Source organism: Mesorhizobium sp. C120A (assembly GCF_030323105.1).
Classification (GTDB): Bacteria; Pseudomonadota; Alphaproteobacteria; order Rhizobiales; family Rhizobiaceae; genus Mesorhizobium.
Genome location: NZ_CP100476.1, coordinates 5,234,526 through 5,261,169, shown reverse-complemented (window position 1 = coordinate 5,261,169; position 26,644 = coordinate 5,234,526). Strand labels below are relative to the sequence as shown.

General features: G+C 60.9%; 20 protein-coding genes and 1 tRNA gene. 6 read left to right on the top strand and 15 right to left on the bottom strand.

Going from position 1 to position 26,644, the window contains the following annotated elements; translation table 11 throughout:
- Window positions 1-6: 6 nt before the first annotated feature.
- Both NL532_RS25870 and NL532_RS25865 read left to right on the top strand, forming a co-directional pair.
- The gene (locus NL532_RS25870) at window positions 7-483 is read left to right on the top strand and encodes a hypothetical protein (RefSeq protein ID WP_155923820.1); all 477 of its coding nucleotides are present in this window, start codon (window positions 7-9) and stop codon (window positions 481-483) included.
- A 171-nt stretch (window positions 484-654) separates the two neighbouring features.
- Window positions 655-1,263 (top strand): recombinase family protein, encoded by a 609-nt coding sequence (locus NL532_RS25865; protein WP_023829096.1) that lies wholly within the window; start codon window positions 655-657, stop codon window positions 1,261-1,263.
- Between the two features lie 512 nt (window positions 1,264-1,775).
- On the opposite strand, the gene NL532_RS25860 is transcribed toward NL532_RS25865, so the two are convergent.
- The 9 genes from NL532_RS25860 to NL532_RS25820 form a co-directional block, all read right to left on the bottom strand.
- Entirely contained in the window at window positions 1,776-2,789 is a 1,014-nt protein-coding gene (locus NL532_RS25860) for an HNH endonuclease (RefSeq protein ID WP_196813852.1), read from the bottom strand.
- Between the two features lie 74 nt (window positions 2,790-2,863).
- The gene (locus NL532_RS25855) at window positions 2,864-6,064 is read right to left on the bottom strand and encodes a type I restriction endonuclease subunit R (RefSeq protein ID WP_031203117.1); all 3,201 of its coding nucleotides are present in this window, start codon (window positions 6,062-6,064) and stop codon (window positions 2,864-2,866) included.
- On the bottom strand, window positions 6,061-6,870 hold the full coding sequence (locus tag NL532_RS25850; RefSeq protein WP_023829094.1) for a DUF6615 family protein: 810 nt from the start codon (window positions 6,868-6,870) through the stop codon (window positions 6,061-6,063). The genes NL532_RS25855 and NL532_RS25850 overlap by 4 nt, the downstream gene beginning before the upstream one ends.
- Window positions 6,867-8,261 (bottom strand): restriction endonuclease subunit S, encoded by a 1,395-nt coding sequence (locus NL532_RS25845; protein ID WP_155923819.1) that lies wholly within the window; start codon window positions 8,259-8,261, stop codon window positions 6,867-6,869. Before NL532_RS25845 ends, NL532_RS25850 begins: the two co-directional genes overlap by 4 nt.
- Window positions 8,262-8,269: 8 nt before the next feature.
- A complete protein-coding gene (locus NL532_RS25840; RefSeq protein WP_050590956.1) occupies window positions 8,270-9,811 on the bottom strand; it encodes a class I SAM-dependent DNA methyltransferase in 1,542 nt (513 codons plus the stop codon).
- A 100-nt stretch (window positions 9,812-9,911) separates the two neighbouring features.
- Window positions 9,912-10,172 carry a hypothetical protein gene (locus tag NL532_RS25835; RefSeq protein WP_031203113.1) on the bottom strand — a complete coding sequence of 87 codons (261 nt, stop codon included), beginning with the start codon at window positions 10,170-10,172 and terminating at the stop codon, window positions 9,912-9,914.
- Between the two features lie 120 nt (window positions 10,173-10,292).
- Window positions 10,293-11,330: a sensor histidine kinase gene (locus NL532_RS25830; protein WP_081730978.1), complete on the bottom strand. Its 1,038-nt coding sequence runs from the start codon at window positions 11,328-11,330 to the stop codon at window positions 10,293-10,295.
- A complete protein-coding gene (locus NL532_RS25825; RefSeq protein WP_023829089.1) occupies window positions 11,330-12,019 on the bottom strand; it encodes a response regulator in 690 nt (229 codons plus the stop codon). Before NL532_RS25825 ends, NL532_RS25830 begins: the two co-directional genes overlap by 1 nt.
- Before the next feature lie 221 nt (window positions 12,020-12,240).
- Window positions 12,241-12,317 (bottom strand) — tRNA-Pro (locus NL532_RS25820).
- Window positions 12,318-12,517: 200 nt separating this feature from the next.
- Here NL532_RS25820 and NL532_RS25815 point away from each other — a divergent pair.
- A complete protein-coding gene (locus NL532_RS25815) occupies window positions 12,518-14,038 on the top strand; it encodes a phosphomannomutase/phosphoglucomutase (RefSeq protein ID WP_023829088.1) in 1,521 nt (506 codons plus the stop codon).
- An 11-nt stretch (window positions 14,039-14,049) separates the two neighbouring features.
- Window positions 14,050-16,287, top strand: coding sequence for a mannose-1-phosphate guanylyltransferase/mannose-6-phosphate isomerase (locus tag NL532_RS25810; protein WP_023725225.1), 2,238 nt, complete (start codon window positions 14,050-14,052; stop codon window positions 16,285-16,287).
- Window positions 16,288-16,474: 187 nt separating this feature from the next.
- Here the strand turns inward: NL532_RS25810 and betB are convergent, their stop codons facing one another.
- The 5 genes from betB to betI are packed head-to-tail and all read right to left on the bottom strand — an operon-like array spanning window position 16,475 to window position 22,775.
- On the bottom strand, window positions 16,475-17,938 hold the full coding sequence (gene betB / locus NL532_RS25805; protein ID WP_023754821.1) for a betaine-aldehyde dehydrogenase: 1,464 nt from the start codon (window positions 17,936-17,938) through the stop codon (window positions 16,475-16,477).
- A gap of 51 nt (window positions 17,939-17,989) precedes the next feature.
- Entirely contained in the window at window positions 17,990-19,642 is a 1,653-nt protein-coding gene (betA, locus tag NL532_RS25800) for a choline dehydrogenase (protein ID WP_023709829.1), read from the bottom strand.
- A 3-nt stretch (window positions 19,643-19,645) separates the two neighbouring features.
- Window positions 19,646-20,650, bottom strand: coding sequence for a threonine/serine dehydratase family protein (locus NL532_RS25795; protein ID WP_023829087.1), 1,005 nt, complete (start codon window positions 20,648-20,650; stop codon window positions 19,646-19,648).
- Window positions 20,647-22,176: a choline-sulfatase gene (gene betC, locus NL532_RS25790; protein ID WP_023687209.1), complete on the bottom strand. Its 1,530-nt coding sequence runs from the start codon at window positions 22,174-22,176 to the stop codon at window positions 20,647-20,649. The genes NL532_RS25795 and betC overlap by 4 nt, the downstream gene beginning before the upstream one ends.
- 8 nt (window positions 22,177-22,184) lie before the next feature.
- Window positions 22,185-22,775 (bottom strand): choline-binding transcriptional repressor BetI, encoded by a 591-nt coding sequence (gene betI, locus NL532_RS25785; protein ID WP_023692769.1) that lies wholly within the window; start codon window positions 22,773-22,775, stop codon window positions 22,185-22,187.
- A 199-nt stretch (window positions 22,776-22,974) separates the two neighbouring features.
- Here betI and NL532_RS25780 point away from each other — a divergent pair, with 199 nt between their 5' ends.
- The gene (locus tag NL532_RS25780) at window positions 22,975-24,141 is read left to right on the top strand and encodes an acetyl-CoA acetyltransferase (RefSeq protein WP_023684567.1); all 1,167 of its coding nucleotides are present in this window, start codon (window positions 22,975-22,977) and stop codon (window positions 24,139-24,141) included.
- Between the two features lie 28 nt (window positions 24,142-24,169).
- Window positions 24,170-25,174 carry an asparaginase gene (locus tag NL532_RS25775; protein ID WP_023829086.1) on the top strand — a complete coding sequence of 335 codons (1,005 nt, stop codon included), beginning with the start codon at window positions 24,170-24,172 and terminating at the stop codon, window positions 25,172-25,174.
- On the opposite strand, the gene NL532_RS25770 is transcribed toward NL532_RS25775, so the two are convergent.
- Window positions 25,167-26,522, bottom strand: a complete 1,356-nt coding sequence (locus tag NL532_RS25770) for a TIGR03808 family TAT-translocated repetitive protein (protein WP_023829085.1) — start codon at window positions 26,520-26,522, stop codon at window positions 25,167-25,169. The two genes, NL532_RS25775 and NL532_RS25770, sit on opposite strands and share 8 nt — an antisense overlap.
- Window positions 26,523-26,644 lie beyond the last annotated feature (122 nt).

Sequence of the window (26,644 nt, the reverse complement as noted above, 5' to 3'; positions counted from 1 at the left end):
TGCTCAATGCCGGACGTGGCGTTTCAGGCAACAAAAAAGCCCGGCGCTGGGCCGGGCTTTGAAACGTCGATGGCCTGTGCGTCAGGCGGTCTCACGGCCGAAAACCAATTCGCGAGCGCGGATGATTTCGAGAATTTTTTGTGTGTAAAGGCGGCGCGGCCGGCTCGTGGTTGCTACGATCGAAGGCCAGCGCTCGATCCAGCCAGAAACCGTTTGATGCGGGACGTCGGCGAGGCGCGCACTTTCGGCAACAGTGATGGTATTCTCAAGTTTCGTCATCATGGTCCAAGCCCAAAAAGCACGCGGGAGCGCTCCAGCGTAACTGCGCTAGAGATCGAGGCTCGCGAAGGTGGGAAACAAAAAAGCCGCCCGGCTTGGGCGGCTATGCAAGGGGCGGATCAACGCAGTTCGACGCCCTGCATTAAAGACTACTTTGCACTGGCCGCCGGTGCAAGCCCACTTGCACATTTTTCACACAATTAAAAATGGTTGGCGTTTGTCGAGATAATCAAGCTCAACGCGATAGCTGAAAACGGTTCGCTTAGGGTGTACTGTTCACGCACTACCCACCATCTAGGTTCTTTAATTCAATTTGACAACTCAAATCGAACTGCATAATAGCGAACCATTCAAATCGAACTGTGAGGTTTTTTTATGTTCGTTCGGGCCTATTTACGCGCATCGACCAAAGAGCAGGACGCTAAACGGGCAAAAGCCGATCTTGAGGCGTTTGCGAAGGACAAGGGATTGGCCATTGCCGCAACCTACGTCGAAAATGAGAGTGGGGCGTCGCTCCAGCGTCCAGAGCTTTTTCGGCTGCTCGCTGACTGCCAGCCGGGCGACATTCTGCTAATCGAGCAAGTCGACCGCCTAAGCCGCCTGAATGCCACGGATTGGGATCGCCTGAAGCGTGAGATCGACGATCGGAAGGTGCGGGTTGTCGCCTTGGACTTGCCGACCTCCCATATGATGATGACACCGACGGCCGACGAGTTCACCGGCCGCATGTTCGGCGCAATCAACGGCATGATGCTTGATATGCTCGCGGCCATCGCCCGCAAAGACTACGAGGATCGTCGGCGGCGGCAAGCGCAAGGCATCGAGAAGGCGAAAGCCGGCGGTCTATATAAAGGACGCCCCGAAGATGCGAAACGGAACGCCGCCATAGTGAAAATGCTTAAAGACGGCCAAAGCTGGAACAGTATCGTTTCCGCTACCGGCTGCTCACGATCAACTCTTAGCAGGCTCGCAAAGAGAGCCTGATTTCCCACTGCCACGATCCGCAGATGCAGGGTGCAAAAGCTAGCGTCTGCGGCCTATCAGGAGCCGCCTCTTAAGACCGTTGAGTTGTCTACGACTTGTCTCCCAAGTCATTGATTGTATTGCATCTCGTCCAGTCTTGGAGAGGTTTTCATGCCCATCTCGAACCGACTTACGCTCCGAACGAGTGAATTGGCAATTACATCATCACCGTCAACGCCAGCTCTGGGAATTATTAAAATGTATGGATTTAGTTTTCGCGTGATGTGGCGATGTGCAAGACGCGTGATCGCTTTTCGTTCATCTCCGACGCGCTGGTCTTCATTCCTTCCGGTTCAAGAGGCGAAGCCCAGCGCCGAACGTCCCATCTTCCCAGGCTGGTCGGCAACCCAACATAACCGGGCGGGCGCGCCCAGCTGCGCCGGCCTTTAAGCAGCAATCTGAACTCAGGCCCCGAAATGTAATAGCGGTCAGGGTCGGCCGATTTCAAGAAGGCCTCGGTGCCGGTCTTGGACCTATCGGTCACCGCCTGAAGGCGGGGACGAAGTTGGGGCTGCCTCGGCCGTCACTTCAACGTGCATATTGACTTGTTTGAATTCCGATCTGCGCTCGGGGTCATCAAGACCTAACATACTGGATTGGATAGCGGAGGTGGCAAGCCACGGCTGAAGCTGGTAAAGATGAGGATAAAAAATCAAAGGGATTGTTTTTCCAATAAACGCTACGTCTTTCTTTGGGCATGGAGGGAATATCTGATAGGTCCAATTCCCAAAAGCAATGAAAAACGTCAAATATGGAGCGTAAATTTCAGTCTTTCTTTTCAAAAGAGCAATTATAGCGTCGGGAAATGGCTTTGGGCCGGGTACAAATGTTTGGAGACACAGATGATTACCATCTCCATATACTTTCGACGTCTCAACGTCTTTTTCCTTGAGCCACTCTCGAAGTTCTGTGAAATTGTCTAGCTCACTATCAGGCAAAAGTGTGTAAGCACACTTCGACAGGCATTTGTAAACTCCAAGACGCCTGAATGGCTGCGTATCGTGCTTGACGACAAGTGACGAGTTCTCAGGGTCGAGTGTGAATATTCCATCTTCTTCGTATTGTTTAATCAACACGCCTGTGGGTGTATGCTCCCAACTAGATCGCTTATCTTTCGCCTTTAACGATGCGAAGCCCTTGCGCTTGGCCACCCTCCCAACAGCGCGATCTCCCATCGTCATTTTGGCGAAATCGTCTTCGAATTCTGAGAAGCGATCGTTGCAAGTGTTACATTCGTATCGGGAAAACAGAACTTTGTTTCCAACGAAAGCTGGCACCGCGTGAGCGTCATTTGAGAAGCTTACGTCTGGGCTTTCTTTCCCGCAGAACCGACAGTGGCGCGGTAGGGTTCCGAGAACGTGTTTTCCGTGCTTGGCGCCTAGCGATTTGAATAACAGCGTTTCGTAATTGTCGCCGTAGAACTGCATTGCTTTGAAGGCCTTGCTGTCCATCATGATAGAGTTTGTGCTGTCGTCGCTATCACCCACCGACATCCTCCTTTTTAGCTAATAGGTAACCAACTGTTGGCGAGAATTGCGCCGTTCATTCGGCCCAGACGCCTCTATGCCGTGATTGCAACTTCCCGCAACATCACTTCAGCTTGCGCCAACACGGTTTGCACGGCTTCCTGCTCAAGATCGGGCGGGTAGCCGTACTTTTTCAGGATGCGCTTGACCAGGACGCGCATGCGGGCGCGGGCGCTGCTCTTGTGCTGCCAATCGACGGTCGCCGAACCCCGCATCTGTTCGACCAGTTCGTGGGCGATGACGCGCAACTGTTCGCTGCCCATCGCCTCGACGGCGCTCTCGTTTTCGGCAAGCGCGTCATAGAAGGCCATTTCCTCGGGCGACAGGCCGTGCTCCTCGCCACGCGCTGCCGACGCCTTGATGTCCTTCGCCAACGCGATCAGTTCCTGGATCATCTCCACGGTCGAAATCGCATTGGCATGGTAGCGGGCGACCGCGTCTTCCAGGCGGCGGGAGAATGACTTTGTCTCGACCACGTTCGACCGCGACCTGCTCCTGATTTCGCCGTTCAACAGCTTCCTCAGAGCCTCCAGCGCCAGGTTCTTCTTTTCCATCTGCTGGATTTCCGCCAGGAACTCGTCCGACAGGATTGACAAGTCAGGGGACTGGATGCCCGCTGCCTTCAATATGTCCACGATCTCGGCATTGGCCACGGCTTGGTCGAGAAGCTGTTCGACCGCGAAAGTCTTGGCCCGATCAGACATCTTGCCGCCGGCCGTCGTCTTGACCAGCGCCGCCCGAACCGCCTGGAAGAAGCCGACTTCGTCGCGGATGGCGCGGGCCTCGTCGCTGGCCGAAGCGAGCGCGTATGCCTTGCCGAGTTCCAGCACCGCGTCCTGAAAGCGGCGATGCGCCTTCTTTTTCTTGTCGGCGCTTCCGAGCTTTGCGGCTTCAGTCTCTTGCCATTTGAGTATCCAGTCGATGGCGTCGGCAAGAGCAACGAGCCGCTGCTGTGGTTGGCCACTGATACCGAGGCTATAGTCATGGCCGTGGAACATTCCGCGCACGACCTCGAACTTCTCCATCAGCACGGCAACGGCTTCTTCCTCGTCGATGCCCGTCTTCTCCCGGTCGGACTTCGTATACTGGCCGAGCGCGTTCTTCAGGTTCTGGGCGATGCCTATGTAATCCACAATTAAGCCGCCGGGCTTATCCTTAAAGACCCGGTTGACGCGGGCAATCGCCTGCATCAGACCGTGGCCGCGCATCGGCTTGTCGATGTACATGGTGTGCATGCAGGGCGCGTCGAAGCCGGTCAGCCACATATCGCGCACGATCACCAGTTTGAGTGGATCGTCGGGATTGCGTGCCCGCTTGGCAAGGTCGTCGCGGCGCTTCTTGTTGCCGATATGCGGCTGCCAGTCGAGCGGATCGGACGCCGAGCCGGTCATGACGATCTTGATCGCGCCCTTGTTGTCATCATCGGAATGCCATTCCGGCCGCAGCTTGATGATCTGCTTGTACAGGTCAACGCAGATGCGCCGGCTCATGCAGACCGCCATCGCCTTGCCGTTCATGCCAGCAAGGCGCGCTTCGAGGTGCTCGACCAGATCGGCGGCGATCTGTGCCAGACGTTTCTCGGAGCCGACCAGCCGCTCGATCGTGGTCCACTTGGCCTTTTGCTTTTCCTGTTCCGACAACTCGTCCTCTTCGAGGATCGCCTCGATTTCGGCGTCGATACGCGGCTTCTCGTCCTCGTCCAATTCTATGCGGGCAAGACGGCTTTCGTAGAAGATCGGGACGGTTGCACCGTCTTCCACGGCGCGACTGATGTCGTAAATGTCGATGTACTCGCCGAAGATCGCGGGCGTGTTCACATCGTCCGCCTCGATCGGCGTGCCGGTGAAGCCGATGAAAGAGGCGTTCGGCAAGGCCTGTCGGACATAGTGCGCATAGCCATAGCGGCGCCTGCCGGTCGCCTTGTCGAGCTTCGCGTCGAAGCCGTATTGGGTGCGGTGGGCCTCGTCGGCGATGACGATGACATTGCGCCGGTTCGTTATCATCGGAAAGCTTTCCTCGCCGGCATCGGGCGAGAATTTCTGCACCGTCGTGAAGATCACGCCGCCCGATGAGCGATTGAGCAGTCGGCGAAGCTCGTCGCGGCTATCGGCCTGTTCGGGTTTCTGGCGGATTAGATCACGACAAAGGCTGAACGTGGAAAACAGCTGATCGTCCAAATCGTTGCGGTCGGTGAGCACGACCAGCGTTGGGTTCTCCAAGTCTCTCGACCGCACCACGAGCCCGCCGAAGAACGCCATCAGCAGGCTCTTGCCCGATCCTTGCGTGTGCCAAATGACGCCGATTTTGCGATCGCCACCGGGGCGTGCCGCTTCTATCGCATTGGCGAGCGCTTTCCTCGCGCCATGGAACTGATGATACCCTCCGATGATCTTGAACGGGCCGCCCCCTTGATCGCCGAAGACGATAAAATCGCGCAACACGGCGAGAAAGCGTTCGCGGTCGAAGACGCCGCGCAGCAGCGTCGCCATTTCGCGCGGACCGTGTGGAGTGAAGTCGCCGTCCGCGCCCGTCACCGTGCGCCACGGCATGAAGCGTTCCTCGTCGGCGGTCAGCGAGCCGATCCGGGCCAACAACCCATCCGACGCAACGAGCACCGTATTGGTCCGGAAAAGCGAGGGTATTTGCACTTTATAGGTCTGCAACTGGTTGAAGGCAGCGCCGATGTCCGTAGTCTCGGCCCCGGCGTTCTTCAATTCGATAACGGCCAGCGGCAGGCCGTTAATGAAGACGACGATGTCGGGCCGGCGCGTGTGGCGGCCATCGACCACGGTGAACTGGTTCGTAACCAGCCAGTCGTTGTTGTCCACATTGTCGAAATCGATCAGCCAGACCTTGTCGCCCTTGATCCCCCCATCGGCAACGGCGAACTCGACATCGACGCCGTCCGCCAGCAAACGGTGTATGCGCCGGTTCTCCTCGACCAGAGATGGCGTTATCGTGACGGAAAGCTGCTTGATCGCGGATGCTCGAGCCTCCGCCGGGATAGACGGGTTGAGACGCTCGGCCGCAGCTATCAGCCGCGATGTTAGGATGGTGTCGGAATAGGCGTCACGCTCCGGCGCGGAGCCGTCGGGCGAAATTTGCTGCGACGGCGCGTAGGCGTAGCCAAGGTTAACGAAGATGCCTATAGCCGCGCCCTCGACGGTGGCTTCGCGGAAGCCCGAGCGCGAGTAGTCGGCCTCGATCTGCTTGTACACGATATCGCGGTTCGTCATCCGCGTTCCTCTTGGATCAGCAGAAACCCGCGCAACCCGCGCCCAATGGCGATGTGACGAAGTTCCGCAGCAATCCCATCGCTTTCTCCCGCCTCTCTCAGGAGCCGCATGTGAGGTGGCAGTTCCTCGACTGGAGGGAAGAGGCCATCACCGAGGTCGCCGCCAGCAAGTTCGGAGGACGCGCGCAACATCGCCCAGGCGGCATCAGCGATACCTCTATTGAAAACACCGGCAGCGCAATGGCAGACCATCAGATGCCAAGGGACGGCGACCGGCGCGATCCTCGTAAGCGCATTGGAGCCGGTCGCTTTGACGGCATTGGCACTGGCGAGCAGGCATCCTTGAGGAGACAGCGGACCGCCACCAACAAAACCGTAGACGGGCCAAGCGCGAAGGGTCGGCCACTTTCTGCTATGAATATAGAGGCAGTAGCCAGGGTTTAGGCTGTGCTTGGCTGCCTCCGCGATGAGCACGTCGATTTGGGGTGGGCTTCCATTCTTCCTGCCGTAGCTCTGGAGTTGTTTAAACTCCTCGCGGGGCAATGCGAGGCGCTTCGCCTGTATCCGCATTCCCAGCCACCTGCCCGGCCTCCCGATCCACCATTCCCAGTCCGCTCCGTTGTTCTTTTCCTCGCGCTTGGTGAAAGCGCGGAGCCGCACCTCTTCGGGATGTTCACGTTGTAAGTCGAGCAGGATCGTTTCGGTTATCGTCTCCTCGGAGAACGCCAATCCGTGCCGGTCGGCGTCGGCTATTTGCCGCCACACCCAATCGGCTTTCTGTTGGAAGGATTGGCAGATGGGGGTCATGCTGCCTCTTCGGCACGCTGACGAGCCTCTGCCAACAGGATTTCACCCGACATCAGCTTTGGCAAAAGGAGGTCGCGGGTGGCCGTGAGTGTATGGCTTTCACGCCTGCAAACCTCCGAGCGGCGCATTAAAGGGACTATTAGATCAGAAAATCTTCTCACCGCTTCGTCGCCTGGGACCAGAGCTTGAAAGTCGGGGAGGGCATTGCTTGCCAAGTGAAGAACTGTGGTTCCTGTAACGTGGGCAAGTGCATGCCGGGTAAATTGGACGCTCGCCAAGGTCTGAAACAAAAACTCACGTGTGTAGGTTTCCGGGTTTAAAGGTCGGATTATCGCAACGTCGAGCGACGCCACAAGGACAGAGAAAGCATCGTCTGCATCAACAATTGCAGGCCGTCCGATAATTTCAGCCGCCTGGGTAACGTCCGTCTGAGCCATTACAATCTCTCCGGCGCGCACAATTTGGACTGGCTTAAAATCACCGGTGTAAGGCTTCAGACCACCTTTACGATATCCGCCACCTCTTCGAAAGGACTTGAGTGTCACGAGGGCGGTTTCCGACGGGGCAAGTTCACTGCTCTTATACGAACGTCCCTTGATAACCTCCGCTAGCTGACTAATTGGCTTTTGTGTCCACCCTGCCGGCAGCCCATCGTCGCCGAATTTAGCCGGAAAAAGTTTAGCCAATTCGTGCGCATGGCTCGGATCGACGAGAAGCTTCCCCATGATTTCAAATGGACCGGTCGCGCCCTCGATTTTCCGCCGCGTCGGGCCGAAATCGACAAACCAGTCCTGGAAGATGGACTTCGCCATAGCCTCCAGCGTCTCGTTCATCCGCCGGTTCAACTCGATCTTGTCGTCGAAGGAGCCGAGAAGCTCAGCAATCGCGTCCTGTTCGCCGCGTGGGAAAATTGGAACTGGCAATCCTCGGATGGTGGGCATGTTCAACCGTTCCGCGACCGTTCCGTCTCGGAAGCCGTGAATATGACGCGACAGCACTGGCGAGTTCAGCCAGAGACGAAGGAACCTGCTATTGATCTTTGTCGGGTTCGGCCGGATCAACACCATGCGCTGACCCAAACACACCTTTTGGTTTCTCGGCATCTCGGCGGCGATGCCAAAGTACGTACCCTCGCGGCTGTAGAGGATGTCTCCAAATGCTGGCTCCGCGCGGGCGATCCGTTCTGCGTAGGTCTCGGCCGAAACGCGGCCTGCCTCATGCCACCTAAAAACCCCAGACCGAATGTCCTGTGACCGTACGACCAAAGGGCCATCGAATGTCAGTTCTGGGGTTGAATGCGGGCAATCGAAGATGCCTCTGCACAGGCTATCCATCTGCACCCATTCGCGTTGGCGTGCCCAAGAACTGCTTTCCATCGGCACATGGACCACTGGCCTGCTCACGACGCGACACTCGAAAGTCGGTCGAGAATTCTTTCCTCCAGTTCGCGCCCTTCGGCAAACTGTGCCTGCAACTGCTCCCGGAGCTCCTCGAATTTCTCCGGGAAGGATACGCCGTCATCCTCTACCTCCGCCGCGCCGACATACCGGCCGGGCGTCAGCACATGACCGTGCTCGCGCACCTCGGCGAGCGTGGCCGACTTACAGAAGCCCGGCTCATCGGCGTAGCCCTTAATGTGGCCCTTGCTCCGCCAACGATGATAGGCTTCCGCGATCCTATCGACGTCATCGGCGCTGAACTCCTTTCGCACGCGATCCACCATGAAGCCGAGCTTGCGAGCGTCGATGAACAGGATTTCGCCGCGCCGGTCGCGATGGCCGTTGGCGCTCTTGTCTCGCGCCAGTATCCAGAGACAGGCCGGGATTTGCGTTGAAAAGAACAACTGCCCCGGCAAGGCCACTATGCAGTCCACCACGTCGGCCTCGACCATGGCTTTGCGGATGTCACCTTCGCCGGACTGCTGAGACGACATCGAGCCATTGGCAAGCACCACGCCAGCCGTGCCGCGCGGCGCAAGGTGATGCAGGATATGCTGGAGCCAACCGAAATTGGCGTTGCCTTTCGGCGGCGTTCCATGCCTCCAGCGTTGATCGTTAGTCAGCCGTTCGCCGCCCCAGTCCGATATGTTAAACGGCGGATTGGCGAGGATGAAGTCGGCCTTCAGGTCCGGCAACTCGTCTCGATGAAAACTGCCCTCATTGTTCCAGCGGATGTCGGCGTCGATCCCCTGCACGGCGAGGTTCATTTTTGCCAGGCGCCATGTCGTGTGGTTGATCTCCTGGCCGTAGATGGCGATGGCGTCACGACGCCCGCCATGCTCCTCGATGAATTTCTCGGACTGCACGAACATACCGCCTGAGCCGCAGCAGGGATCGTAGACGCGGCCCTTGTAGGGTTCGAGCAACTCGACCAGCGTCCGCACCACCGAGCGGGGCGTAAAGAACTCGCCGCCGCGCTTGCCCTCGGAACCGGCGAAGCCCGACAGAAAATACTCGTAGACCCGGCCAAGCAGGTCTTTCGCCTTGTCGGTGCCGTCGTGCATGCCGATGTTGGAGAACAAATCGATCAGCTCGCCTAGCATCGTCTTGTTAAGCGTCGGCCGGGCGTAATTCTTCGGCAGGACGCCTTTCAGCCCTTCATTCGACGGGGCTTTTTCGATGGCCTCCATCGCCTCGTCGATCAGCTTGCCGATCTCGGGGCGCTTGGCGTTGGCTTGCAGGAAAGACCAGCGCGCCTCTTTAGGCACCCAGAAGACATTCTCGGCCAGATACTCTTCCGGGTCTTCCGCGTCGGCATGCTGCTCCGCCGCGAGCTTGGCGTGCAGCCATTCGAAGGCGTCGGAAATGTATTTCAGGAAGATCAGGCCAAGCGCCACGTGCTTGTATTCTGAGGGCTCCAAGTTGCCCCTGAGCTTGTCGGCCGCCCGGAAAAGTTCGGCCGTAAAGTTAAGATCGGAATTATTGCCGTTTACTGCCACCACTGCGCTTCCCCCAAATCATTGTCGGGAAGGTAGGCCGTGCCGAGGGGCGCTGTAAAGCCAGAGAGAATGTGCCAGAAATCGACGCTCGCCAGCCGAGTAGTTAGCGATGCCCCCAATCAATCGACCTGGCCAGCTCAGGATCGTACTTCCATAGAGCCTTGAATTTCTGCTCCTGCTCGCGATCGGCGGCGATGCCCGCGTCGACCTCCTCTTGCGTCGCGTCAGACGGCCAACTGGAGCCGCCGCAGTCGCCGGCACCAGTCAAATAGAGCCGCCGGATCGCCGTGTCGGCGCCCTTCGGCTTCCGGCGCCAAAACTGGCTATTGCGGATGGCGTGCTCCATCTCGCGTAGCAAACGCATCCTATGTTCATCGCGTAATCGCATCGTACCAAGAGCATATAAAGGTAAGACGGATGGGTTAAAAGCCGGCGTCCATCGAATACGTCTGCGAGCGTGAAAAAGTGTCTGACGAGCGACCGTCTAGGTCGACACCGTCGTATTGGGTATGGCAACTGTGAAAGTCACATCAGTCATTGTCGTCTCGCCGACCAGTTGGCGCCGCTCGCTTTGCTGCAAGGTTATCGTCCCACCGAAACGTGCAACCAACGCCCGGGCGAGAAAAAGACCAATGCCCGAACCTGGCCTTCCCGAATTAATCGCGTTCTTGCCACGAAAACTCTTGTCAAAAATGTGTTCTCGCTCGGCCTCCTCGATTACAGGGCCAATCGAATTAACAGAAAAGCGCGTCTCGCCGGATTTGTCTTCAATAAGAACTCTAACTTCTGCATTTTGAGGAGAGTACTTGACCGCATTGTCTATCAATATGTAGGGTATGATCTCAAATAGGTTTGGACCGACTACCGAAGAAAATGAGCTGCCCTGGATAGAAAGTCGGATATAACTCTTATTGGCCAGCGGCGTGAAGCACCGAACAACTTTATCCACCCTACGATAGACCGGTATCTCCGTCTCGTTAAAGGGGAGCGTTGTATCCTTCTGAAAATCTAGGATGTCTGTCCGGATGGCGAGCATCGCCTGAGCTGCTGTGACGTTGTTTAGGCGGACGCCAAGGGGGTCCAAATCCCGTGCGGCCAGAAACCCCTTAGCTTCCTCGGCTGCGTGATAGATCGCGCCTGAAAGTCTACGCAGGTCGTGAATGAGAAGGTTCAAGTTCTCCTCAACTCGCTCGTCGCGTTCTGAAATCAATCGGAAAAGGCCGTCGACGTAGCTCTCAATTTCTGCCTTTTGGAACTCCATACGATAGATGCCAAAATAGCGATCAGGCTTCCGTTCGTTCGCGACAATCAACCCGGGGAAAACGTAGAAATCTCCCTTTTCATTGGCTCGCGCGTAAGCACTGTATCCAAATTCCGACCGTGACCAACCTGGGGAGCGTATGGACGCGTAGCGCCGAATTCGTGGCTGATCTCGAAGTTCGACCGGTACTCGGATTAACGTTCCTTCGTGGGTTTCAACGCGTTCGTCAGCGGTCCGAATAACGGTGAAGGTGGGAAACATCAGCCCACAATCAATTTGAAAATCGCCGAACTTATTATGCCTTGGACGATCGAGCGGGCATCACCGGAAAGGCCGCGATCCTTCACAGCGGCCGAAAGGCGAGTGAACGAACTATCTCGTGACAAAATTGCATGGACGTAAGCGTCCTCAAGAACCACAAGGTCGATAGTATCGACGTCAGCGGCTACAAGGCTCGCCCGAATTCTCTTCCAAACGGCATGAGGGTCCAAAGCCTGGTCCAGCAACCCATCAAGCGTGGAACTCCATTCCGAATTGTCAGCGTCCTTCTTTATAACGGCGTCTGCATAATCTTTCGCTGCCCGGGCCTGAAGCGAGCCCAGACTAGAGCCGGTATAAGCAACAACAATAATGGCTGGGTAGTTTTTCTTGATCTCACGAATTATGGTTGCGCCTTGAGAACTTTTGTCAAAATGAATTCCAACTCCCATTAGATCACATAGAACAATTGGATAATCTTTGATTTCGGAAACGCTCTTGATGTCGCCGATATGATCAATATTGTAGCCGAATGCTTTTAAGCTAGTTTGTGGACTGAAGGGCTCGTCGTCGATGGCTGCAATTTTTACGGACCCACGCCTGTGGGCTATATTAAACGACGTGGACTGCCGCTTATAGAAATCCGCCAGCTTCGCATTAGATTTGTAGGTCTGGAGCGGATATATAAGCACCTGGTGTTCCTCAAATATTTGATGGACGAATAGCTTTGTAGCTGCCTACTTGCTGTGCATAAAACCCAAAACCAGACCTCCCTCTCATAAACGGTATCGATGCGCCCGACGACGATCAATTCGCTCGGCTGCGCATTTGACTGAAGAATGGCTGCTTCGCGTTTCAGGTAGGGTTTTAGGTAGGCGGCGATTTTCGGGAAACGCTAAGTATTTGATTTGGCTGGTCGGAGTGGCAGGATTTGAACCTGCGACCCCCTCGTCCCGAACGAGGTGCGCTACCAGGCTGCGCTACACTCCGTGACCAGACCGCGGGCTTATAGCTGCCGCATACCGTTCCTGCAAGCGGCAATGGCAGCGCTTCTGTCGCATTTCGTTGGCTTTCGTTGGGCATTGCCGCAAAGCTTGGCTTTCCCTCCCGGGATAAACCCGGCTTAAAGCCTTGTGTGCTAAGTCGCAGCCTCGATAGATCGTGTTTTCGCCATCTGGAGCTTTGCTGCCTTGCCCCTGAAAATCGTAGGCGACGCCCGGCCCAACAGCTTCGAATTCGAAACCGAAGCGCTGATCAAGGCGTCCGGCTTTCGCGAATACGACGCGCGCTGGTGGTTTGGCCATGCCGGTTCGACGCAACCGCCGGACCTGAACCTGATCGGCGTCCAAGCGTTGGGCATGGGCCTGGGCACTTTGATCCGCCGTCTTGGCGCGGGTCCCGACATCGTCACCGGGCATGATTTCCGTTCCTATTCGCTTGCCATCAAGCTGGCGCTGGTTTCCGGCCTGATGGCTGCGGGCGCAAAGGTGAAAGACATTGGCCTGGCGCTGTCGCCCATGGCCTATTTCGCCCAGTTCGCGCTCGACGCACCATCCGTCGCCATGGTCACGGCGTCGCACAACGAGAATGGCTGGACCGGAGTCAAGATGGGTGCGGCGAGGCCGCTCACCTTCGGACCAGAGGAGATGAGCGCACTGAAACACATCGTGCTGTCGAGCGACTTCGATCTCGCCGGCGGCGGCTCCTACGAATTCGTCTCCGGTTTTCGCGAGACCTATCTCGACGATCTGGTGAGCGACAAGCGCATCGCGCGAAAGCTGAAAGTCGTGGCGGCTTGCGGCAACGGCACTGCCGGCGCCTTCGCGCCACAGGCGCTGGAGCGCATCGGCTGCGAGGTGATCCCGCTCGATGTCGAGCTCGACCACAGTTTTCCGCGCTATAACCCGAACCCGGAAGACATGCAGATGCTGCATGCCATCAGGGACAAAGTGCTGGAAACAGGTGCTGATATCGGGCTGGGCTTCGACGGCGACGGCGACCGTTGCGGCGTGGTCGACAATGAGGGCAACGAGATTTTTGCCGACAAGGTCGGCGTCATGCTGGCGCGGGACATATCAACCCAATATCCCGGCTCGACCTTCGTCGTCGATGTCAAGTCGACCGGCCTGTTCAACACCGACAGCGTCCTGCGCGCCAACGGCGCGAAGACAGATTACTGGAAGACCGGCCATTCCTACATCAAGCGCCGCGTCGCCGAGCTTGGCGCCGTCGCCGGCTTCGAGAAGTCGGGCCATTTCTTCTTCAATCCGCCGATCGGCCGCGGCTATGATGACGGTCTCATCACGGCAATAGCCATTTGTGAGATGCTCGTCCGCAACCCCACAAGTTCGATGGCCGATCTCTATCGCGCGCTGCCGCTGACCTTCGGCACGCCGACCATGTCGCCGCATTGCGGCGACGAAGTGAAGTACGGCGTGGTCGATCGGGTGGTGGCGGACTTCCAGGCGATGCAGCGCGCCGGCAAGACTTTTGCCGGCCAGAAGATCGCCGAGCTGATCACCGTCAACGGCGTGCGCGTCGTGGCCGAGGATGGCACCTGGGGCCTGGTACGGGCGTCGTCGAACAAGCCGGAGCTTGTCGTGGTTGTCGAAAGCCCGGTATCGTCCGACCGCCGCCGGCAGATGTTCGAGGCCGTCGACGCCGTGCTGCGCCGCAGCCCCGAAGTCGGCGCTTACAACCAGACGTTCTGATTGGACCTTTCATGAGCGAGCGCATCGTCAGTTTTGTCATGAGCGGCGGTGTCGGCTCGCGGCTGTGGCCGCTGTCGCGCGAGGACAACCCGAAACAGTTCCACGATCTCTCCGGCGACGGCTCGATGCTGGCCAAGACCTTGCGCCGGCTGACGGCGCGGCCGGAAGGTGAGACGCCGATCTTCCTGATCGCCGCCGAGCGCCATGCCGAGCGTGTCCATGCCGACCTTGCCGGCCTCGACCTCGCCGGCGGTGGCCCGCTGTTCGAGCCGACCGGGCGCAACACGGCTGCCGCCGTGGCGCTGGCCGCGCTGCGCACATTGTCGGAGTTCGGCGACAGCCTGGTGCTGGTGGTGCCGTCAGACCACGAAATCGCCACGCCCAAGCAGTTCTGGCAGAGCGTCGAGGCGGGCAGCCAGGCAGCGCTTGCCGGCCGTCTGGTGGTGTTCGGCATCAAGCCGACGCAGCCCGAGACCGGCTATGGGTATATCGAAGTCGCAGCCGAAAGCGGCGGCGTCTTCGACGTGTCGCGCTTCGTCGAAAAGCCCGACCTCGCCACTGCGCAGAGCTATCTCAGTGCGGGCACCTTCTACTGGAACACCGGCATTTTCCTATTTCGCGCCGGCGCCATGCGCGACGCATTTGCGGCCTTCCAGCCCGACATCTGGCAGGCCACCGAAGCGGCCTACAAGGCAGCGACTTCGGATCTGTCCGGCCTCTATATGCCGCTCGACCTCTACGCCGCCATCCCGTCGAACTCGATCGACTACGCCATCATGGAGCGGGCCAAGGACATCGTCATGGTGCCGGCCGGCTTTCGCTGGAACGACCTCGGCTCCTGGCAGTCGCTGCTCGATGTCGGCCCTGCTGATGCCAATGGCAATGTCGTCGTCGGCGATGTTGTCGCCATCGATTGCGAGAACTCCTACATCAGAAGCGACGGCCGGCTTTTGTCGGCTATCGGCATGAAGGACGTCGCGATCGTCTCGACGGCGGACGCCACCTTCGTCGCGCCGGTCAGCCACAGCCAGCACGTCAAGAAGATCGTCGAGCAGCTGGAGAAATCGGGACGGCTGGAAACCAGGTTTACGCCGGCACACGACCGCGTCATCGAGAGCGGCGCCTGGCGTCGGCGCGTGCATCACTGGCTGTTCGAGGAGACCTTGCCGCTGTGGTCGACTTCAGGCGTCGATGAGCGTCATGGCGGCTTCCACGAGGCGCTCGGCTTCGACGGCGAGGCGCTGTTGAAGCCCAAGCGCATGCGCACGACGGCGAGGCAAGTCTACGCCTTCGCCGTTGCCAAGGCCCGCGGCTGGGACGGTCCTGCCGATCGCCTGATCGCCCATGGCATCGCCTTCATGGCCGGCAAGGGCCGCACGGACCGGGGCGGCTGGGTGCGCACGCTCAATGTCGACGGCTCCGTCGCCGACCCAACCGAGGATGCCTACGACCATTCCTGCGTGCTGCTGGCGCTGGCGCACGCGCATATGTGCGGCGATCCGGATGCGCTGCGGCTGGGCCAGGAGACCTTCGTGTTTCTCGACGCGCATCTCGAGGACAGCCGCATGACCGGCTTTCTGGAGACATCCGACGGCGAGGGCGAGCGGCGCTCCAACCCGCATATGCATCTGCTCGAGGCCTTCCTCGCCTGGTATGAGGCGACCGGCGACCGCACCTATCTGCGCCGCGCCGCGCGCATCATCGACCTTTTCCGCAGTCATTTCTTCGATGCCGAGAGCTGGACGCTGGGCGAATATTTCGACGCCGGGTGGAAGCCGGCCGCCGGCGAGAAGGGCACATGGACCGAGCCCGGCCATCATTTCGAATGGGCCTCGCTGCTCACCGATTTCGTCGCCCGCAGCGGTCAGGGCGAGTTGAGCAATTTTGCCCGCAAGCTCTACGCCTCGGCCATCGCCAACGGCCTCAACCGCGCCACCGGCCTTGCCTATGGCGCCGTCTCAAGACAAGGCCTGCCGCTCGACCTTGTATCGCGCAGCTGGCCACAGGCCGAAGCGATCAAGGCGGCGATCGCGCTTGACGGGCCTGGTGGCCCCGACCTCAAGCCGGAGATCGAGGCGCGCGTCGGCCGCCTGTTCCGCTGGCACATCGATCCGGCCCCGCTCGGCCTGTGGATTGACCGCATCGACGAACGCGGCCGCTCCTTGGCATCGGACGTGCCGGCCAGCATCTTCTATCATCTGGTCTGCGCGCTGACGCAGTATCTTGATGGGACAGCGCAGAAGGGGTGAAGCGTTGGAGCTGCCAATCTCCCCCTTGCGGGGGAGATGCCTGGCAAGGCAGAGGGGGTGCTGTCCCGCCGACGTCTCAGCTACTCGAAGATCAGACCAAAGGTTGGCGATCCGTCACACCCCCCTCTGGCCTGCCGGCCATCTCCCCCGCAAGGGGGGAGATCAGCTGTCACTTCGCTTTCAACCCTCAATACGGGCTCGCCACGTCCCCGGTCTCGACATACACCGCCTTCAGCTGCGAATAGAGCGCTAAAGCCGCCAGCGAGTTCTCGCGCCCGATGCCGGATTGCTTCACCCCGCCAAACGGAATTTCCACCGGCGTCAGATTGTAGGCGTTTATCCAGCAGGTGCCGGCCTGCAGTTCGGCGATCACCCTATGAGCGCGCTGCAGGTCGCGGGTGAAGACGCCGGCGGCGAGGCCGAATTCGGTGTCGTTGGCGCGGTCGATCACCTCGTCCTCGCCGTCGAACTTCAGCACGCTCATCACCGGCCCGAAAATCTCCTCGCGCGCAATGCGCATCGTATCGGTGACACCGGTGAACACCGTCGGCTCGACAAAGAAGCCGCCATCGAACCCTTGCAGCGACGGCACGTTGCCACCGCAGGCGAGCGTTGCTCCATCCTGCCTGCCGGCCGCGATGTAGGAAACGACCTTCTCCTGCTGCGCCTTGTTGACCAGCGGCCCCATCTGCGTCTCAGGATCGAGCGGATCGCCGATGCGGATCTTTTTCGTCCGCTCGACCAGCCGGTCGACGAAGCGGTCATGGATGCCGCTTTGTACGAAAACACGCGTGCCGTTGGAGCAGATCTGCCCGGTCGAATAGAAATTGCCGAGCATGGCGCCGCCGATGGCGTTTTCGAGATCGGCATCGTCGAAGACGATCAGCGGCGACTTGCCGCCGAGCTCCATCGTGGCGTGCTTCATCTTCGAACCGGCGAGCGACAGCACCTTGCGGCCGGTCGGCACCGAGCCGGTCACCGAAACCTTGGCAACGACATCGTGGCCGACGAGGCCGGCGCCGACATCGCCATAGCCTTGCACCACGTTGAACAGCCCGTCGGGCAGGCCCGCCTCTGAGTAGATCTCGGCCAGCGCCAGCGCCGACAGCGGCGTGTTCTCCGAAGGCTTGAATACCATGGCGTTGCCCATGGCGAGCGCCGGGGCGGATTTCCAGCCGGCGATCTGGATCGGATAGTTCCAGGCGCCGATGCCGACGCACACACCGAGCGCCTCGCGGCGCGTATAGGCAAAAGGTCCACCAAGATCGATCGCCTCGCCGTTGAAGACGGCAACCGCGCCGCCGAAATATTCGAGGCAGTCGGCAGCCGACGGCGCATCCGCCACCAGCGTTTCCTGGATCGCCTTGCCGGTGTCGAGCGTCTCGATCCGCGCCAGATCTGCGTTGCGCGCGCGCAAAATGTCGGCGGCGCGGCGCAGGATGCGGCCACGCTCGACCGGCTTCATCCGCGCCCAGGCCGGTTGTGCGGCCCGCGCGGCTTCGATGGCGAGTTCCAGCACGTTCGGCGTCGCCGAATGCAAGGTGGCGATGATCTCGCCGGTCGCCGGATAGATCACCGGCAGCGGCGCGCCGCCTTCGTCCTCGATGTAGCGGCCGTTGACATAGTGCGATGCCGTTGGCTGGGCGCGCATGCTGTTCTCCAGATGTATTCGCTATTGCGGAGCAGTCCGCCGGACAATGCCCTATCGATCCGCCACCTGCCAGCGCGGATTGATCCAGGGTTCCTGGTTGGATGGCGCCAGCGGCGTGCGGCCGAGAATGTGGTCGGAGGCCTTTTCGCCGGTCATGATCGAGGGCGCGTTGAGATTGCCATTGGTGACGCGCGGAAAGATCGAGGAGTCGGCGACCCGCAACCCGTCGATGCCGATGACGCGGCACTCCGGATCGACGACGCTCGTGATGTCATCGGCCCGACCCATCTTGCAGGTGCCGCACGGGTGATAGGCGCTCTCGGCATGATCCCGGATGAAGGCGTCGAGATCCTCGTCCGACTGGACATGCGAACCCGGCGAGATTTCCTTGCCGCGGAAGCCGTCAAAAGCCTTCTGGCCGAAGATCTCGCGGGTCAGCCGGATGCAGTGGCGGAACTCGGTCCAGTCGTCTGGATGCGACATGTAGTTGAAGCGGATGACCGGCGTCGCTTTCGGGTCGGGCGAGCGCAGCGTCACCGAACCGCGCGACTTCGACCGCATCGGCCCGACATGCGCCTGGAAGCCATGCGCCTTCGCCGCCGCCTTGCCGTCATAGCGCACCGCCGCCGGGATGAAGTGGTACTGGATATCGGGGTAGTCGACACCGGCCTGCGAGCGCACGAAGGCCGCGGCCTCGAAATGGTTGGTGGCGCCGAGGCCGGTCTTGAAGAACAGCCACTGCGCCCCGATCAGCGTCTTGGAGAATGGGTTGAGAACCGAATTCAGCGTGATCGGCTGGGTCGATTCCTGCTGGATGTAGAGCTCCATATGATCCTGCAGATTGCGGCCGACACCGGGCCGGTCGGCCACGACCTGGATGCCGTTCCCCGTGAGATGCGCGGCCGGGCCGATACCGGATAGCATCAGGATCTTGGGCGAATTGATCGACGATGCGGCGACGATCACCTCACGTCGTGCCTTAACGACCTGAATCTGTTTGTGAGCTTCGATCTCGACTCCGACGGCACGCTGATTCTCGATGATCACCCGGCGGGCGAAGCCTCTGATCACGCTGACATTTTGCCGCTTGAGCGCCGGCTTCAGATAGGCCGACGCAGCCGACCAGCGGCGGCCGCCGCGAATGGTTTGCTCCATCGGTCCGAAGCCTTCCTGCTTCCAGCCATTGTAGTCGTCGGTCAGTTCGAACCCGGCTTGGCGGCCGGCCTCGACAAAGGCGCCGTAGAGCGGATTCTTGCGCGGGCCACGCTGGACGTGCAGCGGGCCGCCGTGGCCGCGCCAGCCGTCCTCGCCGCCGTCACTGTCCTCCATGCGCTTGAAATAGGGCAGCACGTCGGCGAAGCCCCAGCCGGCCGCCCCCTGTTCGGCCCAGTGGTCGAAGTCGCGTGCGTGGCCCCTGACATAGACCATGCCGTTGATCGAGGACGAGCCGCCGATCACCTTGCCGCGTGGCGTCGCCAGCACGCGGCCGCCGAGATGCGGCTCCGGTTCGCTGGCAAAGCCCCAGTCGTAAAGGCTCATGTTGAGCGGGATCGACAGCGCCGACGGCATCTGGATCAGCGGCCCGATATCGGTACCGCCGAACTCGATGACGATCACCGAATGCTTGCCGTCTTCCGACAGTCGGTAGGCCATGGCCGAGCCGGCCGAGCCGGAGCCGATGATGACGAAGTCTGCTTCAAGCATGGTTCACATGCGCCCATCGTTCATATGCGAAATAAAATCGGCGAGCGAGACATTGCCGCCGGTAGCCATGACCAGGACCGTTTTACCCGTCACATCCACCTTGCCGCCGAGAAGCGCCGCCAGAGAGGCGGCGCCCGATGGCTCGAGCACCAGCTTCATCCGTTCGAAGGCGATCTTCATCGCTCGCCTAACCGATTGGTCGTCGACGGTGATGCCGCGCACGCCGGCGGTCTTGACCGCCGCGAACGGCGCGTCGCCCGGCCGCCGCGACATCAGCCCGTCGCAGATCGATTTCGGCGCGATCGGCATGGTCTCGATGGCGCCATGCGCTAGCGATGCACCCATGCCGTTGAAGCCTTCCGGCTCGACGCCGATGATCTCGGTTGCCGGCGACAGATAGTGGAAGGCGAGCGAGATGCCGCCGATCAGTCCGCCGCCGCCGACCGAGCAGAACAGAAGGTCGGCACTGGCGTCCTTTGCCTCGAATTGTTCGAGCGCTTCGAGCCCGGCGCCGGCCTGGCCGGCAACGATCTCCGGATCGTCGAATGGATGCAGCAACGCCAGCCCTTCGGTCTCGGCAATCTCGCAGGCCTTGGCGGCTGCGACCTCTTCACGGGCGCGCTCGCCATGATCGGTCAGCACGACGCGCGCGCCATAGCCTGTGGTCGCATCGCGCTTGGCGGCCGGCGCGTCGATCGGCATGACGATGGTGACGGGAATGCCGAGCGCCTGGCCGGCAGCCGCCAACCCTTGCGCGAAATTGCCGGAGGAGTAGGCGACGACGCCTTTTATGGCCTCATCCGGCGACAGCCGCTTCAACCGCCAATAGGCCCCGCGCGCCTTGAACGAGCCGGCCCATTGCAGTGATTCCGGCTTGATAAAGACGCGGGCCGCACCCGTCTCCTTGGCCAAGGCTGTCGATTCCAGCAAAGGCGTGATCTGCGTCGCCTTCGACGTCACGGCATAGGCCTGTCTGAGGTGCTCGAGGGAGGGGACAATTGTCATCATTCGCCTCGCGGAAAGCGTTTCTGTTCCTCGAGATTGTCGAGGTTCATGTGGTTGCGCATGTAGCGTTCCGACGCCTTCTGCAGCGGTTGGAACTCCCAGGGGTAATGCGTGCCGTTGCGTAGCGCCGGATAGACCACCCAGCGCCGCGCCTGGCTGGTACGCACGGCGGCGTCGAAGGCGGCCATGTCCCAGCGCGCTCGTACGGCTCCCGTGAAGGCCGCCACCAGATCGGCATGCGTCGGATCGGTGGCAAGATTGGTGAGTTCTTGCGGATCGGCTTCGAGATCGAACAGAAGCGGCGGATCGATCTCGCAATGGATGAATTTATAGCGGCCGTCGCGGATCGCCACCAACGGCGCGTTGGAGCCTTCGGCGGCATACTCCATCAGAACTGGAGCATCGCGTTTCGTGCCCTCGAGCAGCGGCAGCAGCGACTGGCCGTCGGTCCACGGCGCGATCGCCGAGATGTCGATGCCGGCGAGATCGCACAATGTCGGCGTCACGTCGAGATTGGAAACCGGCGCGTCGATCAGCCCCGCGGCAACGCCCTTGCCGGCGATCATCAGCGGCACCCGTGCCGAGCCCTCGAAAAAGTTCATCTTGAACCACAGGCCGCGCTCGCCAAGCATATCGCCATGGTCGGAGCAGAACAGGATGACCGTGTCGTCCAGCATGCGCGTACGTTCCAGCACTGACATCAACTCGCCGACCTTGTCGTCGAGATAGGAGATGTTGGCGTAGTAGCCGCGCCGCGAGCGGCGGATCTGCTCCGGCGTGATGTTGAAACTGTCGTAGTCGCTGGCGCGGTAAAGCCGCTGCGAATGCGGGTCCTGATCGGCATAGGGGATGAATCCCACCTCCGGTTCGAGCGCCGGACAATCTTCATAGAGATCCCAATATTGCCGCCGTGCGACATAGGGGTCGTGCGGGTGGGTGAAGGAAACCGTCAGGCACCAGGGCCGGCTGGCCGCATCGTCGGAGGTGCGGGCAAGGTCGTAGAGTTTTTGCACCGCGTGGAAGGCGACCTCGTCGTCATACTCCATCTGGTTGGTGATCTCGGCGACGCCGGCGCCGGTCACCGAGCCCAGATTGTGATACCACCAGTCGATGCGTTCGCCGGGCTTGCGGTAGTCCGGCGTCCAGCCGAAATCGGCGGGATAGATATCGGTGGTCAACCGCTCTTCGAAACCATGCAACTGGTCGGGGCCGACGAAATGCATCTTGCCCGACAGGCAGGTGTAATAGCCGGCGGCGCGCAGATGGTGAGCATAGGTCGGAATTGAGGAGGCGAACTCAGCGGCGTTGTCGTAGACTTGGGTGCGCGACGGCAATTGGCCGCTCATGAAGGCGGCGCGCCCCGGCGCGCAAAGCGGCGAGGGCGTATAATTGTTCCGGAAACGTGCCGCGCGCGCGGCCAGCTCCTTGAGATGCGGCGCGTGCAGGAAGTCCGCCGGTCCGTTCGGAAACAGCGTGCCGTTGAGCTGATCGACCATGACGATCAGGATGTTGGGTCGCCTTTGTGTCACTGAGGCTGTCACTGTGTCTGTCGCCCGCCGAGTTTGGTTTCCAGATAGTCCTCGACCAGCGCAATCGCGGTCGCCGCGTCCGGCACGCCGTCCTTCAGCGCCCGCCTGATGTAGAGCCCGTCGATCATCGCCGCGGTCGCTTCCGCCGCGCGGTCGGCTTCGTGCCTGGCCAAGATGCCGGTCAGCCCGCTCATTAGGTTGGAATGCAGCCGCCGCGCATAGACCCTGAGCAGCCGGCGCAAGGCCGATGATTTCTGCGCCTCGACATAGAAGGCGAGCCAGGCCGCGATGGTTTCCGGCTGGAACTGGATGTCGGAGAAGTTGACGGCCACCACGGCCGAAACACGTTCGCGCGGCGAGCCGGCGGATTGCAGCGCGCGCCGCATGTCGATCGTCAGCTCGGCCAGAATATGCCTCATCGTCGCCAGCAGCAGCTCATCCTTGGCGCCGAAATAGTGGTGAGCCAATGCTGACGACACACCGGCGCGCCCCGCTATCTCCGACATGGTCACGTCAAGCGAGCCGCGCTCGCCGATCGCCGAGATCGTCGCGTCGATGAGCGCCTTGCGGCGCAACGGTTCCATTCCGACTTTAGGCATGATGTTCCCGGCTTTTGCGGCGGAGATTATTTTTTATTGACGCGTCAATCAACAAAAAACGATCCGATTGGAACCTGCACCAAGCGATTGTCGGCTTGCGGCCCTTTTCGATGCGGGCGGGATTGTTTATATTTGAACAATAAAGGCGAAGTGCGCCATTTGCCCACATGTTAGGCTGGCGCCAAGGATGGAGACCGCCATGACCGCATGCATCGTTGGCTGGGCGCATTCGCGCTTCGGCAAGCTGGAAGGCGAGACGCTGGAAGGCCTGATCACCAAGGTCGCGGTCGACGCGCTCGACCATGCCGGCATCGGCCCGGATGAGGTCGACGAGATCGTGCTCGGCCACTTCAATGCCGGCTTTTCCCCACAGGATTTTACCGCCAGCCTCGTGTTGCAGGCCGACGACCGACTGCGCTTCAAGCCGGCGACGCGGGTCGAGAATGCTTGCGCCACCGGTTCGGCCGCGGTCCGGCAAGGCATCCGCGCCATCGACGCAAACGCTGCCCGCATCGTGCTGGTGGTCGGCGCCGAGCAGATGACGACGACGCCCGGGCCTGAGATCGGGAAGAACCTGCTGAAAGCTTCCTATCTGCCGGAGGAGGGCGACACGCCGGCCGGCTTTGCCGGCGTCTTCGGCAAGATCGCGCAGGCCTATTTCCAGCGTTATGGCGACCAGTCCGACGCGCTGGCGATGATCGCCGCCAAGAACCACAAGAACGGCGTCAACAATCCGTATGCGCAGATGCGCAAGGATTTCGGCTACGAGTTCTGCCGCCAGGAAAGCGAGAAAAACCCGTTCGTGGCCGGTCCGCTGAAGCGCACGGACTGTTCGCTGGTCTCCGACGGTGCTGCCGCCCTTGTGCTGACCGACACCTCGACGGCGTTGATGATGCGCCGCGCCGTCGCCTTCCGCGCCAACGAGCATGTCCAGGATTTCCTGCCGATGTCGAAGCGCGACATCCTGTCTTTCGAAGGCTGCGAGCAGGCCTGGAACCAGGCTTTGAAGAAGGCCGGCGTGACGCTCGACGACCTCTCCTTCGTCGAGACGCATGACTGCTTCACCATTGCCGAACTGATCGAATATGAGGCGATGGGCCTGGCCAAGCCGGGCGAGGGCGCCAGGCTGGCGCTAGACGGCACGACGGCAAAGGACGGCAGGCTGCCGGTCAATCCTTCGGGCGGGCTGAAGGCCAAGGGCCATCCGATCGGCGCCACCGGTGTGTCGATGCATGTGCTGACCGCCATGCAGTTGACCGGCGAGGCAGGCGGCATCCAGGTGCCGGGGGCAACGCTCGGCGGCATCTTCAACATGGGTGGCGCTGCCGTTGCCAACTACGTTTCAATCCTCGACCGGATCAGGTAGAAGCGGCCCGTATTTTTGGGGCGTGGTGATGACAAATCCGGTTCTGGTCGAGGTCTTGCGCGGCGCGATCGTCGAGAGCGCCCATCGCGGCGCTGTCGCAATCTTCGACGGTGACGGCAAGCCTGTCCTGGAGATCGGCGATACGGCGCGGCCGGTGTTTCCGCGCTCGGCGGTCAAGGCGATCCAGGCGCTGCCGCTGGTTGAAACGGGTGCTGCCGATGCGTACGGCTTCCGCGACCGCGAACTGGCGCTGGCCTGCGCTTCGCATTCGGGCGAACCCGCGCATGTCGAACTGGCGCAGGCGATGCTGGCCAAGGCGGGGCTCGACAAGTCGGCGCTGGAATGCGGCGCGCATTGGCCGTCGAGCCACGACGCGACGATCGCACTGGCCCGCACAGGCGTCTCGCCGAACGCACTGCACAACAATTGCTCGGGCAAGCATTCCGGATTTCTCTGCACCTGCGTGCACTCGGGGATTGCCCACCAAGGCTACGTCAAGGCAGGCCATGGTTTGCAGGAGATGGTGCGCGACGCCATGCAGGCGGTGACCGGCGCTGCCCACGATGCGGATCACCGGGCAACCGATGGCTGCTCGATCCCCACCTATGCCGTGCCGCTGAAAAGTTTTGCCCTTGGCTTTGCCCGCATGGCGACGGGCACGAGCTTTGGCCCTGAGCGTGCCAAGGCGGCCAAACGCCTGCTGTCTGCCTGCATGGCCGAGCCTTTCCTGGTCGCCGGCACCGGCAAGGCCGATGTGGCGCTGATGCAGGCCGCGCCCGGCCGCATATTCGTCAAGACGGGCGCCGAGGGTGTCTATTGCGCCGCCGTTCCGGAGCTTGGCCTCGGCATCGCGCTAAAATGTGATGACGGCGCCGGCCGCGCCGCCGAGGTGATGATTGCCGCTGTGCTGGCAAAACTTCTCAGCGCCGACGGCGCACTGGAGGCGAACCTTCTGGAGCGGGCCAATCCGCCGATCGAAAGCCGCATCGGCGCCAAGGTCGGCTCGCTGCGGCCGACGACGGCGCTCAGCTGACCCTGTTTCGCTCAACCGTCAGATGCGCATAGCCGCTTACGCTTGACCGCGCGAGGTCGCCGGTCGCCGGTTCGGCCCAGCGCTGGCCGATGATGGCGCCGTTCTTGGCGCCGTCGATGACGTTGTCGGAAATGATGGCGTTTCCAGCGCCTTCTACCACAGTGACGGCGATGCCGGTTCCGGCCTGACGGATGATGTTTCCCGTCGCCACAACATTGCGCATATAAGCGCCCCAGCCGATCTGCATGCCGTAGAGCGGCGCGTTCTCGATGACATTGCCCGAGACGGTGGTGTCGGCCTCGACGCTGATACCGACGCCGAAGCCCGGCGCGTCGGCGGGGTAGGGGCCGGTGGCCGAGAGGTTGCGCACGATGTTGTTCGAGCAGACACCCATACGGCCGCCCTCGTTGAAATTGACGATCGAGATGCCGTTAGCGGCACCATCGACGATGTTGTTGCCGATGATGGCGCCTTCGAAGGAGAATTCGGAATAGAGCGCCGTTTCGCCCGACCGCGAGCACGTGTTGCCGGTCATCTGCAGATTGCTGGAACTGTTGGCGCGGATCGCCGAGAAGGCGCAGTCCGAGACGAAGTTGCCGGTGAGCGAGACATTGCCGGCACGGAAGGCGTTGATGCCATTGCCGTTCTGCCCGGTGCCGCCGCCGCGCGCGCCGATCCGCTGCACGCGGTTGCCGCTGACCATCGTGCCGTCCTCGGCCTGCTGCCAGCGATGGACAAGAATGCCGCCATTGCCGCAGTCGGATACGGTGTTGTCGGATATCGCCAGGCCAGCGGCCTCGACGGAGTAGATGCCGGCGTCCGCAGCCCCCGAAATCTCGGAGCGCTCGATGCGGCCCGACGCATGCTCCAGCGCCAGCCCATGCTTGCCGCTGCCGGTGATCGTGCAATTGTCGATGACGAGATGGGCGACGCGGCGCAGGTCGAGCAGGCCTTGGGCATCGTCGGCCAACTCGCCGTTGGCGCCGTCGAAGACCAATGCGGTGAACTCTATATGCTCGGCCTGTTCGGCCGTCAGCAAATGGCCATTGCCGCCATAGAGGATGCGCGAGGCGCCCGGCACGCCCGAAAGCCTGACGCGGGCGGGCAGGGTCAGGTTGGACACGACATAGGTGCCCGGCGGCAGGAACACCGGCGCGTTGCGGTCGCTGGCCTCGGCTAGCATCCTGGCGAAGGCCTTGCTCTGGTCGTCCGGTGCGTCCGGCTCCACGCCAAGCTCGGCGGCGTTGATCGAGCCGCGCACCGCCGTTTTCGCCAAGGCGTTGCCCACCGAAAGGCCGAGCACGGCAAAGCCGGCCGTCCCCTTCAGAAGCGTTCGTCTGTTCAACATCGGCACATCCCTTGCGATCATCCGGCTGATCGCAGGAATTGGGCCAGCCGCATCGGTCTCCGCTCGGCCATAGTCCGGCCAATGACCGGGTCCGGCAAGTGGCTTGTGCAGTCACGGAAGCG

Excerpts from the sequence above, each read along its gene's own strand:
- NL532_RS25870 (WP_155923820.1), top strand. The coding sequence starts at position 7 with ATGCCGGACGTGGCGTTTCAGGCAACAAAAAAGCCCGGCGCTGGGCCG.
- NL532_RS25865 (WP_023829096.1), top strand. The coding sequence starts at position 655 with ATGTTCGTTCGGGCCTATTTACGCGCATCGACCAAAGAGCAGGACGCT.
- NL532_RS25855 (WP_031203117.1), bottom strand. The coding sequence starts at position 6,064 with ATGACGAACCGCGATATCGTGTACAAGCAGATCGAGGCCGACTACTCG.
- NL532_RS25850 (WP_023829094.1), bottom strand. The coding sequence starts at position 6,870 with ATGACCCCCATCTGCCAATCCTTCCAACAGAAAGCCGATTGGGTGTGG.
- NL532_RS25835 (WP_031203113.1), bottom strand. The coding sequence starts at position 10,172 with ATGCGTTTGCTACGCGAGATGGAGCACGCCATCCGCAATAGCCAGTTT.
- NL532_RS25830 (WP_081730978.1), bottom strand. The coding sequence starts at position 11,330 with ATGTTTCCCACCTTCACCGTTATTCGGACCGCTGACGAACGCGTTGAA.
- NL532_RS25810 (WP_023725225.1), top strand. The coding sequence starts at position 14,050 with ATGAGCGAGCGCATCGTCAGTTTTGTCATGAGCGGCGGTGTCGGCTCG.
- betB (WP_023754821.1), bottom strand. The coding sequence starts at position 17,938 with ATGCGCGCCCAGCCAACGGCATCGCACTATGTCAACGGCCGCTACATC.
- betA (WP_023709829.1), bottom strand. The coding sequence starts at position 19,642 with ATGCTTGAAGCAGACTTCGTCATCATCGGCTCCGGCTCGGCCGGCTCG.
- NL532_RS25795 (WP_023829087.1), bottom strand. The coding sequence starts at position 20,650 with ATGATGACAATTGTCCCCTCCCTCGAGCACCTCAGACAGGCCTATGCC.
- betI (WP_023692769.1), bottom strand. The coding sequence starts at position 22,775 with ATGCCTAAAGTCGGAATGGAACCGTTGCGCCGCAAGGCGCTCATCGAC.
- NL532_RS25780 (WP_023684567.1), top strand. The coding sequence starts at position 22,975 with ATGACCGCATGCATCGTTGGCTGGGCGCATTCGCGCTTCGGCAAGCTG.
- NL532_RS25775 (WP_023829086.1), top strand. The coding sequence starts at position 24,170 with ATGACAAATCCGGTTCTGGTCGAGGTCTTGCGCGGCGCGATCGTCGAG.
- NL532_RS25770 (WP_023829085.1), bottom strand. The coding sequence starts at position 26,522 with ATGTTGAACAGACGAACGCTTCTGAAGGGGACGGCCGGCTTTGCCGTG.